The following is a 14,074-nucleotide window of genomic DNA, read 5'->3' on the forward strand; positions in this document are numbered from 1 at the left end:
TTTGCCATTATTTTCTGATTGAATTGGAAGATTTATTCAAAAAAACTACCAAAAATATATATGTATTTAAAAAGTGAATATGATAATATAATGTTGTAGTATTTTGAATAGAAAGAAATAAATGGTTGGTCATGTTTTGTTTGTTTTTTGCTCAGGAATCTTTTATAATCTTTTATGCGAACATAAGTTCTGTTTTCGGAATCAAGAAGTTTATGTGAAATGGAGAGGGTGTTTTATGTATCCTGAAGTCATTAAAAAGATGGCATTTTCAAAAGAGCATAGAGATTTATTATTGAAGCTATATAATAAAGAAATTACACGTCGTGAATATGATCGACTTGTACAATCGCTATATAAACCTTCTAAAGAGGTTTGCGGGGGATAGAAATGCGGGAGACAATCTAATAGATTGTCTTTTTTAAATTTATGTATGTTCTGATAAAATTAAGGTTAGCCTTACTAGGGAGGTGAAAAGATTGCGGAAACGTTTATATATAGGGATTGGAGTTATCTTCTTAATCGCTTTAGGTGGAATTGTATTTTGGTCAGCTTTACAAGGAAACCGTACAGAAAATTTTATTTTAAGACATATGGTGAATGACAATGGAACACTTGCCACGTATCGTTTAGTAGATACTAAGGCAGGTACGGGTGAAGCTAAGGGACGTGAAGCTTTATCAGAATCGGCGGGATTATGGTTACAGTATACACTTGATAAAGATGATCAGGCGTTATTTGATGAGCAAGTAAAGGTTATTCAAGATAATTTCATATATAAGAATCATATCGTTTTATGGAAACTCTCTGAAAAGGGAGAGAGGCAGTCAGCTACAAATGCACTTATAGATGATCTTCGTATTATAGAACAATTATATCGTGCTTATGAAATGTATAAGGAAGAGCGTTATAAAAACCTTGCCGATCAATTAAGTGATGCTGTACTTCGTTATAATAAAAAAGATAATTATTATGTTGATTATTATGATGCAGATGCAGGAAAACAAAATAATTTTGTAACAACATCATACATAAATCCGCGTGCATTTTCCTATATGAAGAAGTACGGAAAAGTTTCTGCTCAGCAATATCAGGAAGTCGTTCAATTTTTAGCAGATTATCCAAGGCATGGCTGGGCATTCCCAAAAGAGTATAAAGAAGATGGTACATTTACGTACGATAAAGAAGTGAATCTTATTGACCAATCATACGTTGCATATCATCGAAGTTTAGGTGGTCTTTCATCAGCTGCTTATTTGGAATTTATAAAGAAGAAGTTTCAGGAGGATGGAAAGCTATACGGTCGTTACAATTTAGAAACGGGAAAACAAACTGTGAATTATGAATCGCCGGCCGCGTACGGACTAACGATTTTGTACGTACTACAAACAGGTGATACAAAGTTTGCGAAGGAATTGTATGATCATATGGCCACATTCCGAAATGACAACGTATTTAGTAGATATTACGGTGGATATGTAACAGGTGAAAATAATAATACGCATATTTTTGATAACGTATTGCCGCTTTTAGCTGAAATGGAATTAAAAAAGAGTGAACAATAAAAGGTGCCACCATATGAGGGTGGCACCTTTTATTTGTTCATATAATTTTATGTCCTAATATTAGAGAAGTAGTCAATCACGAATTCACGGAATTGCCGAGCTGTTTTTGATAAGTAGCGTTTTTTTGACCAACTTAATCCGATGGTTCGCTGACAAGTGGGTTCAATAATACGCAACTTGCTTGATGCTAAAGTAGAGTTTTTTAATAAAGTTAAACTTGGAACAAAAGCGATGCCGAGACCTTGCTTAATGAGGTCGCTAATCACGGTCGGTTCATCGACTTCAAAAGCAATATGTGGAGTGAAACCAGCTTCTTTACAAAATTCATCCGTTAAGTGCCGAAATCCATAGCCAGTGTTCATACTAATGAACGGTTCGTCTTTTACTTCATACAGGTGGATATTTTCTCGGCCTGATAAACGATGGCCTGAAGGGACGACTAAGAAAATTTCTTCTGTAATAAGTGGTTCCCAAACAATTTCTTCTCCTTCAATTGGCACAGAGGAGATACAAAAGTCAATTTCTATATTATCTAGTTGTCGTTTCATAGAAGGAGTGGATGCCAGAAATTGTTGGAACCGAACGTTAGGATGTTCTAGTAAAAAAGAGCCAAGTAGTTCTGGCAATATTCTCGGAATAGAAACGGCTAGTGTAATAGAGCTTTGTTGTAATTCGGCTAAATCTTTAATTTCTCGTTCCCCTTCACTTAATTCATGAAAAATACGCTCTACTCGTTTTAAAAATACTTTTCCGAAAGAATTTAAAGTAATCTGTCGGCCTTGGCGATCAAATAAAGGGACGCCTAAATCCTTTTCGAGTCTAGCGATTGTTTTGCTGAGTGAAGGTTGCGCGATATGCAATTCTTCAGCTGCCTTTGTCATATGTTCTAGTCGTGCAACTGTCTGAAAGTATTTTAACTGGAGCAGTTCCATTTCGAATCTCCTTTCTATAGACCAAAAGGAATGAATTGATAATTAAAGATGTATTATACAGTATGGAAAGTGACGTGTATAGTAAATCTGTTAAACCATTCTAATGGTGTTAAATTCGGAGAAGGAGTATGTTTCATGAAGGGAATTCAACTTATATTTAAAGATTGGAAAGCGATGTGGCACCATAAACATGGACGTATCGCTTTAATTTTTTTATTAATCGTTCCGTTAATTTATTCAGGATTCTTTTTAGCTGGATATTGGGATCCGTACGGAAGATTAGATAAATTACCTGTTGCAGTTGTGAACTTAGATAAGGGTGCTATGATGGATGAAAAAACAATTCATGCAGGAGACGATTTTGTTAAAAATTTAAAAGAGAATAAGGAACTAGCTTTTCATTTCGTATCAGAAAAAAATGCAGATGAAGGGTTAAAAGAAGATAAATATTATATGGTTGTTACGATTCCAGAGAATTTCTCTAAAAAGGTAAGTACACTTATGGATGAGAAACCAGAGCCGGCAAAGTTGCAGTACAAAGTAAATCCAGGTAAAAACTTTGTAGCAGCTCAAATTGGAACGACAGCTGTTGAAAATATGAAAACAAAAATCTCGAATAGTATTACGAAATCTTATACAGAAGGTGTGTTTTCAAAGTTTCAAGACTTAGCACAAGGGTTGAGTGATGCAAGTAATGGTGCTGGGAAGTTACATGAAGGAACGACAGATGCAAGAAATGGGGCAAATCAGCTTGCAGATGGTATTCATCGTTTAAGTGACGGGACATCAAAAGTGAAAGAGGGAAGTGAAAAACTTGCTTCTAGCAAATCAGCCTTAACTGACGGAGCGAATGAGCTAAGTCAAGGAGCAACTTCACTTCATAGCGGTATGGAGTTATTAGCACAAGGTGAAAAAACGTTACAATCTGGGGTTAGTGAATTAAGTGCTGGTACAAATGAATGGATGAGCGGAAGTGAGAAGCTTGCTGAAGGCCAAGTAAAAGCGGATGGTGCAGCTAATAGTATAAAACAACAATTAGAAGAGTACGTGAAAAATCATCCAGAAGTGCAGCAAGATCCCGCTTTTCAAAAACTTGTTGCTACATCTAACGGACTAGCTAAAGCAACAAGTACTTTAAATAATAGCCAACAACAATTGACACAAGGTGCGAAGAAGCTTACTGACGGTCAACATAAGATTGAAGAAGGCATGAATACATTCGGAGTTAAGTTAAATGAAGCTACTGCTGGAACGCAAAAGATAGCAGATGGTGCATCGAATTTGGCTGATGGATTTACGAAGTGGGGAAATGGATTTACATCATTGCAAGAAGGTGTAAACCAGCTTGCGAGTGGTGGAACGGAGCTGAATAACGGTGCTAGTAAATTAACAAATGGACTTGTTAAACTGGATGATGGTGCGAAAGAACTTTCTGCGAAATTGGGAGAGGGTGCAGAGAAGATAGCGAATGTTCGTAATGATGATGCACGTAATACGATGTTCTCAGAGCCAGTTCAGTTAGTGAAGTCAACAGTTTCTGACGTTCCTAACTACGGTTCAGGCATTGCACCATATTTCCTATCGCTTGCATTTTATGTTGGCGGAATTATGGCATCGAATATTTTACCGCTTGGCCGCAGACAAAATATGAAGGTAAGCGGAACGGTACATTTTATTAATAAACTAGGATTGGTATATTTAATTGGACTTATTCAAGCGCTACTCGTAGATGTAGTTGTGCTAGGTGTTATGAAATTAGAAGTCGCAAGTGTGCCACTCTTTGTTTTATCAAGTATTGTTATTTCCTTTACGTTCATGACATTTATTCTTATGCTAGTAACAGTATTTGGTCTTGTTGGAAAGTTCTTAGCGGTAACCCTTCTTGTCCTGCAATTAGCGACGAGCGGAGGTACTTTCCCAGGAGAATTAAATATAGCTGTTCTTAGCAAAATTGGACAATTTCTCCCAATGTCTCATTCTCTTAGAGGATTACAAGATGTTATCTCTTTAGGAGATTGGACACAATTACAAATGCAAATTTTAATATTGTTATGTTACCTCGTTATTGCCGGTGGAATTGCTTGGATCACGAGTCATATACAGCATAGAGAAACGAATGCAGAACAAGTTTCTTAAAATGAAATAAGCTATCCGATTTTTTCGGATAGCTTATTTTTTATTTACGTTCCATTACTGCAAAGTAATTATTTTCATTATCAGCAAAGTTGAATGCTCTACCAGTAGGTAAATCTACAACCTGTCCAACTGTGACATTTTTCTCAGAAAGATCTTTATATAGACGGTCTAAGTCATTTGAGAAGAACATAAGTGAAGGTGTATTTAGGTTTAGTTCAGGTTGCAACTTCGCGATTAACGCTTTATCGTGAAGGACGATGCTTGTTCCTGCTTCTTTCGCCGGTGCAATTTCAATCCAGCGGAATCCGTTTCCGTTATTTTCTTCCCCAATGATTTGGAACCCTACTTTTTCTGTCCAAAATTGTACTGTTTCGTCTTGGTTATTTACATATAGCATAATTTGTCCAACTTGATTAATCATAGGTGTCTCTCGCTTTCTTTTTATATGCGTATCATTATATCAAATATATGGCTTGAATAGTTTTTTATGATTTTTTCGGAATACAACCTTCGTCCATTTCATCTTTGTTGTAGGAGAAGGACCTGTAATCCAAGTATGAAATGGTATTGTGCTACAAATGACCATTGTTGAAATAGAGATAATAGCCGTTAACACAAATAGTAATAGGCTATATAATATAGTATTTTCTTGCAGTGTGAATAAAGAAAGAAACTTTGTGCATAGTTGCAAGAAGAATAAGTGAGCTAAATAAGCACCATACGTGTAATTTCCAATGAAACGTAACGTTTTATATAAGAAACCACGACGCTGTACTATCATAATAGATAACACATACAGTATGATAATTTCGCATACGATATATAAAAACATAGATGGTTTTAAATAGGTAGAAACAGTTAAATGAATAGAGTTTGCTCCGTAAAAACTAAACAACTCATAATTGATGAATAAAAATAAGATGAAAAATAATATTGTTATAAGCGGGATATGTTTCATGACGAATAGCCGCCAAGTTTTTAGTGCTACAGCGGCAATGCCGCCCATAACGAAATAGAATGAGTAGAATAGAAATGATCGATCTGTATAATGTAAAATTGTTGAACTTGTTAATTTTTCTCCATTAAAAATATAGTGAGAAGAGAACCACATTAATAGAAAATATAGGCAAGCGAAAAAGGTCATATATTTATATATGTCTTTTTTATTTTCTGTTCGTTTTTGAAACCAATAAAAAAGTGTGCATAGTAAAGGGAACAATAAGTGAATTTGGAACATCATAATAACGTACCAAAGATGGGGCGCGGCTGTTCCGAGTAATAAACTTTTTATTCCGCCTTGTAATGTAATAAGATCGTTTGTTGTTAATAAGTAAAGAATAGACCAAAAGAAATAAGGAATGAGTAAGTGTGTCGCTTTTTCAGAAATATATTCTTTATATACTAATTGCTTCGTATAGTGACGAATTAAGTGAAATCCAACGATAAATATGAATGCTGGTGCTGAGAATTTTGCAAGATTAAATAGCATACCCATAATGAGGGATTGCTCAAGTAAGACATTTCCTTGATTCATTGTATATAATAACGAACTTTGCAAAACGACAGCGAGAAATGCAATGCTTTGCAAAACTTTAAATTCAGGTGCGCTTTGTGTCATCGTGTTCATCTCCTTTTCCATACATGATTATAGTACGGAGAATGGATAATGGATGTGGAATATTTGTGAAGATTGTAACAAATTTGTGGCGAGAGGAAATATCAACTTATCAACAAATAAAGAAAGAGGATGCTCTAAACGAGCATCCTCTTTCTATTAAGCAAATTTGTTTTTGATCCAATTCTTACCTTCTACAAGGCGAGCTGTCATTACCGCACAAGCGTTATCTGCTGTTACGTTTAACATCGTTGCAGGTGGATCAATGATTGTACTAATTGCCGCGATAATTGGCAGTGCTTCTGGCGGGAAACCGTATAGAGATACGATTAACATTTCACCGATCATACCGCCGCCGGGAATAGCACCCATTACTGTTCCTACTAATAGAGAAACAACAAGCGCGATTGCTAATGTTTTCGGTCCTTCGAATTCCATGTTGAAAATACCGAATAAGAAAGCAATTTTTAATACGCCACCTAAAACAGATCCGTCTTTATGAAGTGTAGAACCAAGAAGGACAACTGTTTCACGAACGTCTGAAGAAATACCCATTTTCTTCGTTGCTTCTAAATTCGCTGGAATACTTGCGGCACTACTACAAGTTGCAAGTGATGTAACTGTAGGAGAGACCATGTTCTTCCAAAATACTTGTACACCTTGTTTGCGACCTGCAAGGTATGCATAGAACGTGAAGAATACAAAGAAGTAGATAAGAGAAGCTGGATAGTATACCATTGCTGCTCGGAAGTAAGTTCCAAGAAGTTGTGGTCCGAATTCGCCAACTAATGCTGCGAAGTAAGCAGCAAGTCCGATTGGAGCGTAGTACATAATGAAGGATACAACCTTCATTGAAATCTCTGCACCAGCCTGTAGGAATGTAGCGAATGGTTTTCCTTTTTCGCCAACTGCTGAAGTTGCAATCCCCATTAAGATAGAGAAGAAAATAAGAGCTAACATATTTTCACGAGATAGTAACTTCGAGAAGTCAGATACTGTTAAAATGCCGACGATTTGATCTGCAACACTAACAGCTTTGCCGGCTTTGTCAGGTTGTGTTAGTTCTAGTACAACACCTTGTGCTGGCGGGAATACTTTCACGACAATAATCATAAAAATAGCAGCTAAAATACTTGTAAATAAGAAAGTCCCAGCCATACTAGACATAATTTTACCGAAACGTTTTAATCCATCCATATTAGCAATAGACGATGCGATGCTAAAGAACACTAGAGGTACAACAATCGTAAACATTAAGTTTAAGAAAATGTCACCAAGCGGCTTTAAAGCAACTGCATCGGCACCCATGAAATAACCAATGAAACCACCAATTAGGATAGAAGATAATAAAATAAGTGGAAAGCGATATGCCTTCATAAATATATCCTCCTATCAATTAAAAAAATCATACTGAATCATTATAGCGAGTTAGAGTCCTCTTTACTAGGAGAATACGGATAAATGGAATAGCGTGAAAACCAAGAAATTTTTGTTTTTAAGCTCGGCATACAGCAGGAAATCTAGACATATATATTTGTAACCTAGTGGTGGCAAGGGATGCACCATAACTTAGGTTTAGAAAAAGGGGGAGGGAAGCGGAATGAATATTTTGCTTTGCTGTGCAGCGGGAATGTCTTCCAGTTTGATTGTTACAAAGATGGAGAAAGCAGCAGAGGCAAGAGGGATAGAAGTGAAAATCTGGGCAGTATCAGGTTCTGAAGTGAATAGTCATATTGATAAAGCTGATGTCCTTTTACTTGGACCGCAAGTCCGTTATTTATTACCGAAAATGAAAGAATTATGTAAGGATAAAGGGATACCTGTTGATGTCATTCAATCCGTTCATTACGGACTTTGTAATGGAGAAGCTATCTTGCAAGCAGCTTTGTCAATGAAACCATGAGGAGAGTGGGATAGATGATACGGTTTTTAGAGAAGTACGTGATGCCGGTAGCAGGGAAGGTTGCAGAGCAGAGACATTTGCAAGCAATTCGAGATGGAATTATTTTAACGATGCCTTTCTTAATTATTGGATCGTTTTTCCTTATTATTAGTGCACTGCCGATACCCGGATATAACGAGTTTATGGCAGGTTTGTTTGGTGAGAATTGGCAGAGAGCTTTAGGGTATCCAGTTAGTGCAACTTTTAATATAATGGCTTTAATAGCTGTTTTTGGAATCGCTTACAGGCTTGGAGAGTATTATAAAGTGGATGCTTTAGCATCCGGGGCATTGTCGCTTGTAACGTTTTTACTTGCGACTCCATTCCAAGTTGCATATATTATACCAAGTACAAAAGAAAGTGTACTTGTAGAAGGTGCTATCCCAGCTGCATTAATGGGAAGCCAAGGGTTATTTGTAGCAATGATTATTGCACTTATATCTACTGAACTTTATCGATTTATTGTACAAAAAAAGATAATTATAAAGATGCCAGAGACAGTTCCACCAGCTGTCACGCGTTCATTTGCGGCACTTGTTCCAGGATTTATTGTTGTAACAGTTATTTGGATTTTACGCTTAATTATAGAAAATACTTCTTTTGGCAGTATCCATAATATTGTAGGACAAATTTTACAGGAACCACTTAGTGTACTTGGTGCTAGTCTTTGGGGCGCAATAATAGCAGTTATTCTCGTTCATGTTCTTTGGTCGTGTGGAATTCATGGTGCTACTATTGTTGGTGGTGTAATGAGCCCCGTTTGGTTGTCGTTAATGGATCAAAACCGAGTTGCTTTTCAAGCTGGGCAAGATGTACCAAATACGATTACGGCACAGTTTTTTGACTTATGGATTTATATGGGCGGTTCTGGTGCAACGCTTGCTCTAGTTGTTGGAATGTTACTATTTGCACGAAGTCAACAATTAAAAAGTTTAGGGAGATTGTCAATTGCACCTGGTATATTTAATATTAATGAGATGGTAACTTTTGGTATGCCGATTGTAATGAACCCACTTTTACTAATTCCATTCATATTAGTTCCAGTTGTGTTAACAATTGTTTCTTACTTTGCAATGGAATGGGGATGGGTCGCACGTCCGAGTGGGGCCGCTGTACCTTGGACGACACCTATTCTTTTTAGTGGATATTTAGGATCGGGCGGGAAAATTTCAGGTGTTATTTTACAACTTGTTAACTTTGCGCTAGCATTCTTCATTTATTTACCGTTCTTAAAAATATGGGATAAACAAAAACTGGCGGAAGAAAAGGGGGAGTAAAGAACTACAATGGATACGATAGAGACGAAAGCTTTTCATTTAATCTTGCATGGGGGAAACGCGAGAAGTTGTTCAATGGAAGCAATTGATTGTGCGAAGCGTGGGGAGTTTACAGAAGCTGAAGCTAAATTACAAGAAGCACTAGAGGAATTAAAAGAGGCGCACCGTGTACAAACGGAGCTTATCCAGAAAGAAGCTGGTGGCGAAAAGACCGAGGTTACTCTTTTAATGGTACACGCGCAAGATCATTTAATGAATGCAATTACGGTGAAAGAATTAGCGAGTGAGTTTGTAGAGTTATATAGGAAGATGTCGGTGGATGAATGAACCTTGCTTATGCAAGGTTTTTTTATCCCGCATTAACGGGCAGTAAAACTCCCACCTCAAAATGTGGATGGAGCAAGGAAGTTAGGAGGGAGCTTAACTGTCCGTAAAGGCCCGATTGGTTCAACTAATAATTAGTGGGAGATGAACAACCCCCCCACTAATTAAAGTTTCACTTTATGTATGTGTCTGTACCATCAGTGGAATGTTCGTTCCACTGATGGTATTTACACTCCTCCTTTTTACAAATGAATAAGAGCGGTATTTAATCAATATTTACAATTTCTCCTATACCACGAATTAATTTTTTTATATGCATCCGCTCCGGTTTTAATATATTTACGATATAATCAATCGCTATTTGCGGTTCAACGGTCGTACCGCAAGTATAACAGTCGATAGCTGCAAAGTTTTTTTCTGGATAAGTGTGAATAGAAAGGTGGCTTTCTGATAGTAAAACTAAAATAGTAACACCATGCGGATCAAATTCTTTTGTACTTACGTTTAAAATGTGGGCACCAGATTGATCAGCAGCGTTAACTAAATGATGTTCTAAAAAGTACATATCATCTAGTAGGGAAAAATCCACCCCCCATAAATCTACTATTATATGCTTGCCAAAAGTAGAATATTCCATAAGGTAGTACTCCTTCCTGTGATATCGTCAAAACTCCATTTCCTTTTTGTAACATTGGTGTAGGATAAGGTTTGATTCTGAGTTTAGAAGAGCGAAATTACGTTGTTCTAGATGTTCTTCTTTAAATTGAAATAAAGGAAAAAGAAGAGAAGGCAATGTTCGAGGAGTTGGTACTACATATAATTGTTCAATTTGATCGAGTACATGTGCAGAATTAGTAGCAATATGAAATCCCCAGTCAGTTCCGAAAGAAGGAACGATTGTATGATAACTTTTCACAGTTAATCCAGCATGTTCAATTGTGTTACCGATACTCCAATATACTAAAGGTGCATCAGCAGGTGAATTAGATTGGCAGACGAATGCGCCATCTTCTGTTAAGAATGTAGCTATACGAGCAAAAAGTTCGCTTGTATATAAAGTACTTAACAACTCTGTCGCTGGGTCTGGAAAATCAATAATGATTACATCGTATAAAGAGGAAGGAGAGCTTAAAAATTCTTTTGCATCACATACGTGTGTATTTACACGATTATCAAAAAATGCACTTTTGTTTAAAGAAACTAATTCAGGAACATTACGAGCCATATCAATCATCAATCCATCTAAGTCAACAAGGTCTACATGTAGTACAGTTTCATATTTTAAAACTTCTCGCAGGGCAAGACCATCGCCACCGCCTAATATGAGAACACGTTTTGGATCAATTACTTTTGACATAATTGGATGTACAAGTGCTTCATGGTAAATTTGCTCATCGACGGAGCTGAATTGTAGTTGCTTGTCCAAGTATAAGCGAACATCGTTTACTTGGACTAAATTAATATTTTGATAATCACTCTTTTCTTTAAATAAATTTGTATGTTCACCAGCTTGTATTTCCTTTAGAGAAATTTCATCCCATACATCTAAGTTGTGTGAACTTGTTTCTATTATGGGTTCCAACTGTTCTTGTTTATTTTGTTTTTCCTGTTTACCATGTTTGTCTTGCTTATTTTCTGTTTCCTGCTGTTCTAGTTTAAATTTGTCAGAGTCTAATTCAGAGCGCTTGTCTTTTTTATAGCTTGTTATTCTATAAATCTTTATTTTGCTTTGTTTTCTATGTTTTGGCATAGGAATCCCCTTTCGAATTTTGTTATTTTATTCTATTCTATGTAATTTAGTAGAGTTTGCTTGGACAATAGAATAGATAGAAGACTGAGCCCAAGAAAATGTTGTTTTTTACTAGATTCCTACGATAAAAAAGTTTTTTTAGTGTTTTTTCATATTAAACACAACTAGACAACTAAACACTAATCTATTTTCATACAGTTATGTGTTAAAAGCGTGTTGTTTTATAACACACTGTGTGTTTTTTGAACGACACACTAATTGAAAGCGCTAACACACAAAGGAAACAGTCGAAAAAGCACTGATTTTAGTGCTTTTAAAAAGTTGGCACGCTAATTGCATTAATAAATAGCGTAAAGAAAAATAAATAAAACATAAATTTTTTATACTACACAAGGGGGATTTTCAAATGAATATTTTATTATGTTGCTCAGCAGGGATGTCTACAAGTTTACTAGTTACAAAAATGGAAGCGGCTGCAAAAGCTCGCGGTCTAGAAGGAAAGATTTGGGCTGTATCTGGGGACGCAGTAAAAACAAATATCGATCAAGCAGATGTATTATTATTAGGACCACAAGTTCGTTACATGCTTTCTTCAATGAAAACGCTTGCTGATGAGAAAAACGTTGGAATCGACGTTATCAATCCAATGCACTACGGCATGATGAATGGAGAAGCAGTTTTAGATCACGCATTAACACTTAAAAAATAATTAGGGGGGAAGCGAAATGCAAAAGTTTATTGCATTTATGGAGAAGTACATGGTTCCGATTGCTGGTAAAATCGGGTCGCAACGTCACTTAGCTGCGATCCGTGACGGATTTATTGCAGTTATGCCACTTATTTTAGTGGGTTCTATGGCAGTACTAGTTAATGGTTTACCAATTCCAGCATTCCAAGATTTTATGAAAGATTTATTCGGTGAAACTTGGACACAAATTGGTGGTGGCATGTGGACAGGATCCTTTGGGGTATTAGCTCTGATGGTTGCGGTTACCACAAGTTATAACTTAGCAAAATCTTACGGTGTTGATGGATTGTCAGCTGGTATTATTTCATTTGGTGCTTTAGTTATTCTTACACCAACAACACCAAAAGAGGGTGGTTTAAACTTAGCTTGGACTGGTGCACAAGGTTTATTCGTATCATTAATTGTTGCAATCTTAGTTACAGAGGTATTTAGATTCTTCGTACAAAGAAACATTACAATTAAAATGCCTGACGGTGTACCACCAGCAGTAATGAAATCTTTCGCTGCGTTAGTTCCAGCATTTGTGATTTTAACAGGTGTTGCAAGTATTCAATTAGCAGTAAAACTAGCAGGTACAAGTGTTCATGAGTATATCTTTAATACGTTACAAGTCCCATTACAAGGTTTAGCGGGTACGTTACCAAGTGCAATTGTTATTGCATTATTAGTACATGTACTTTGGTTCTTTGGTTTACATGGTCCAAATATTGTTGGGGGTATTATTGAGCCACTTTACTTACCGGCATTAGAGAAAAATATTAAGTTATTCCAAGATGGTACATCTGCATTTGATGTTCCAAATATTGTTACAAAACCATTCTTTGATACTTTCGTATATCTTGGTGGTTCTGGTGCAACATTAGCATTCTTAGTTGTTGTATTAATTGTAGCGAAAAGTGCACAATTACGCGGTGTATCTCGTTTATCAATTGGTCCAGGTGCGTTCAACATTAATGAACCAGTAATCTTTGGTACACCAATTGTTTTAAATCCAATTTTATTCATCCCATTCGTATTAACACCTGTTGTGTTAGTTATTACATCTTATACAGCAATTTACTTAGGATGGGTACCAAAAACAGTAGCGATGGTTCCATGGAACGTTCCACCAATTATTAGTGGATATCTTGTAACAGGTTTACATCCTTCTGGTGCGATTTTACAATTATTCAACTTTGTTATTGCAATGGCGATTTACTTCCCATTCGTTGTCGCATGCGATCGCTCAGTTATTCGTACTGAAAAAGCAGCACAAGGAAATAACAATTCTGTACCTATGTAACATAATAATTGTTCTCACAGACAACATGATCTGTGAGAACAATTACCTTTATATCATGTTCAAAAAGATGAAACTCATCTACAAGAACACCAAACTATCATTCATAAAATAATAATGTAATAGAAATGTTCAAACTGAAGGGGTATTTAAATCGGTTGAACCTTATAGAGAGGGCGGTAATTATGATGACTACAGCAGAACAAATTCCATTCCAATTGATTTTAAATAGTGGTAACGCACGAAGCTTTGCGATGGAGGCACTTCAATTTGCCAAACAGGGGAAAATGGTAGAAGCAGATGAAGCGATGGTAAAGGCAAAAGAAGCGATTAATGAAGCGCATCATTTCCAAACAGAGCTCATACAATCAGAAGCAAGAGGAGAAAAAACAGAGGTTAGTGTTCTTTTAATTCACGCACAAGATCATTTAATGAATGCGATTACAGTGAAAGAATTAGCAGCAGAGTTTATCGATCTTTATAAAAAGCTTGAAGCGAAAGGGGAATAA

General features: G+C 36.3%; 15 protein-coding genes. 9 read left to right on the plus strand and 6 right to left on the minus strand.

Annotation, left to right across the window (positions count from 1 at the left end; genetic code table 11):
- The first annotated feature begins 235 nt into the window (after positions 1–235).
- Positions 236–385, plus strand: a complete 150-nt coding sequence (locus ACTFO4_RS11420; RefSeq protein ID WP_000283180.1) for a hypothetical protein — start codon at positions 236–238, stop codon at positions 383–385.
- Positions 386–476: 91 nt separating this feature from the next.
- Complete coding sequence (locus ACTFO4_RS11425) at positions 477–1,562, plus strand: hypothetical protein (protein ID WP_001231662.1); 1,086 nt, start codon at positions 477–479, stop codon at positions 1,560–1,562.
- Between the two features lie 47 nt (positions 1,563–1,609).
- Here the strand turns inward: ACTFO4_RS11425 and ACTFO4_RS11430 are convergent, their stop codons facing one another.
- Positions 1,610–2,494, minus strand: a complete 885-nt coding sequence (locus ACTFO4_RS11430) for a LysR family transcriptional regulator (protein WP_326234967.1) — start codon at positions 2,492–2,494, stop codon at positions 1,610–1,612.
- 135 nt (positions 2,495–2,629) lie between these two features.
- Here ACTFO4_RS11430 and ACTFO4_RS11435 point away from each other — a divergent pair, with 135 nt between their 5' ends.
- Entirely contained in the window at positions 2,630–4,630 is a 2,001-nt protein-coding gene (locus tag ACTFO4_RS11435) for a YhgE/Pip domain-containing protein (protein ID WP_326234966.1), read from the plus strand.
- 40 nt (positions 4,631–4,670) lie between these two features.
- On the opposite strand, the gene ACTFO4_RS11440 is transcribed toward ACTFO4_RS11435, so the two are convergent.
- The 3 genes from ACTFO4_RS11440 to ACTFO4_RS11450 form a co-directional block, all read right to left on the minus strand.
- On the minus strand, positions 4,671–5,051 hold the full coding sequence (locus ACTFO4_RS11440) for a VOC family protein (protein WP_017674316.1): 381 nt from the start codon (positions 5,049–5,051) through the stop codon (positions 4,671–4,673).
- 39 nt (positions 5,052–5,090) lie between these two features.
- A complete protein-coding gene (locus ACTFO4_RS11445) occupies positions 5,091–6,248 on the minus strand; it encodes an acyltransferase (RefSeq protein WP_000194332.1) in 1,158 nt (385 codons plus the stop codon).
- Between the two features lie 156 nt (positions 6,249–6,404).
- The gene (locus tag ACTFO4_RS11450; protein WP_000649376.1) at positions 6,405–7,622 is read right to left on the minus strand and encodes a dicarboxylate/amino acid:cation symporter; all 1,218 of its coding nucleotides are present in this window, start codon (positions 7,620–7,622) and stop codon (positions 6,405–6,407) included.
- 223 nt (positions 7,623–7,845) lie between these two features.
- Here ACTFO4_RS11450 and ACTFO4_RS11455 point away from each other — a divergent pair, with 223 nt between their 5' ends.
- From ACTFO4_RS11455 to ACTFO4_RS11465, 3 genes are read left to right on the plus strand one after another with little or no spacing between them, the layout of a single operon-like run.
- A complete protein-coding gene (locus tag ACTFO4_RS11455) occupies positions 7,846–8,148 on the plus strand; it encodes a PTS sugar transporter subunit IIB (protein ID WP_001023543.1) in 303 nt (100 codons plus the stop codon).
- A 14-nt stretch (positions 8,149–8,162) separates the two neighbouring features.
- Positions 8,163–9,464: a PTS cellobiose transporter subunit IIC gene (gene celB, locus ACTFO4_RS11460; protein WP_000617789.1), complete on the plus strand. Its 1,302-nt coding sequence runs from the start codon at positions 8,163–8,165 to the stop codon at positions 9,462–9,464.
- A 9-nt stretch (positions 9,465–9,473) separates the two neighbouring features.
- Positions 9,474–9,791, plus strand: a complete 318-nt coding sequence (locus ACTFO4_RS11465; protein ID WP_000379645.1) for a PTS lactose/cellobiose transporter subunit IIA — start codon at positions 9,474–9,476, stop codon at positions 9,789–9,791.
- A 262-nt stretch (positions 9,792–10,053) separates the two neighbouring features.
- On the opposite strand, the gene speD is transcribed toward ACTFO4_RS11465, so the two are convergent.
- Together speD and ACTFO4_RS11475 are read right to left on the minus strand one after the other, a co-directional pair.
- Positions 10,054–10,425 carry an adenosylmethionine decarboxylase gene (gene speD / locus ACTFO4_RS11470; RefSeq protein WP_000456836.1) on the minus strand — a complete coding sequence of 124 codons (372 nt, stop codon included), beginning with the start codon at positions 10,423–10,425 and terminating at the stop codon, positions 10,054–10,056.
- A gap of 27 nt (positions 10,426–10,452) precedes the next feature.
- On the minus strand, positions 10,453–11,538 hold the full coding sequence (locus tag ACTFO4_RS11475; protein ID WP_326234965.1) for a polyamine aminopropyltransferase: 1,086 nt from the start codon (positions 11,536–11,538) through the stop codon (positions 10,453–10,455).
- Between the two features lie 406 nt (positions 11,539–11,944).
- On the opposite strand from ACTFO4_RS11475, the gene ACTFO4_RS11480 reads away from it, so the two are divergent.
- The 3 genes from ACTFO4_RS11480 to ACTFO4_RS11490 all read left to right on the plus strand — a co-directional run bounded on the left by ACTFO4_RS11480 (position 11,945) and on the right by ACTFO4_RS11490 (position 14,074).
- The gene (locus ACTFO4_RS11480) at positions 11,945–12,247 is read left to right on the plus strand and encodes a PTS sugar transporter subunit IIB (RefSeq protein WP_001023567.1); all 303 of its coding nucleotides are present in this window, start codon (positions 11,945–11,947) and stop codon (positions 12,245–12,247) included.
- A gap of 16 nt (positions 12,248–12,263) precedes the next feature.
- Entirely contained in the window at positions 12,264–13,568 is a 1,305-nt protein-coding gene (celB, locus tag ACTFO4_RS11485) for a PTS cellobiose transporter subunit IIC (RefSeq protein WP_001168855.1), read from the plus strand.
- Positions 13,569–13,750: 182 nt separating this feature from the next.
- The gene (locus tag ACTFO4_RS11490; protein ID WP_000989059.1) at positions 13,751–14,074 is read left to right on the plus strand and encodes a PTS lactose/cellobiose transporter subunit IIA; all 324 of its coding nucleotides are present in this window, start codon (positions 13,751–13,753) and stop codon (positions 14,072–14,074) included.

This window comes from Bacillus cereus group sp. MYBKT14-1, assembly GCF_051915185.1.
Classification (GTDB): Bacteria; Bacillota; Bacilli; order Bacillales; family Bacillaceae_G; genus Bacillus_A; species Bacillus_A cereus.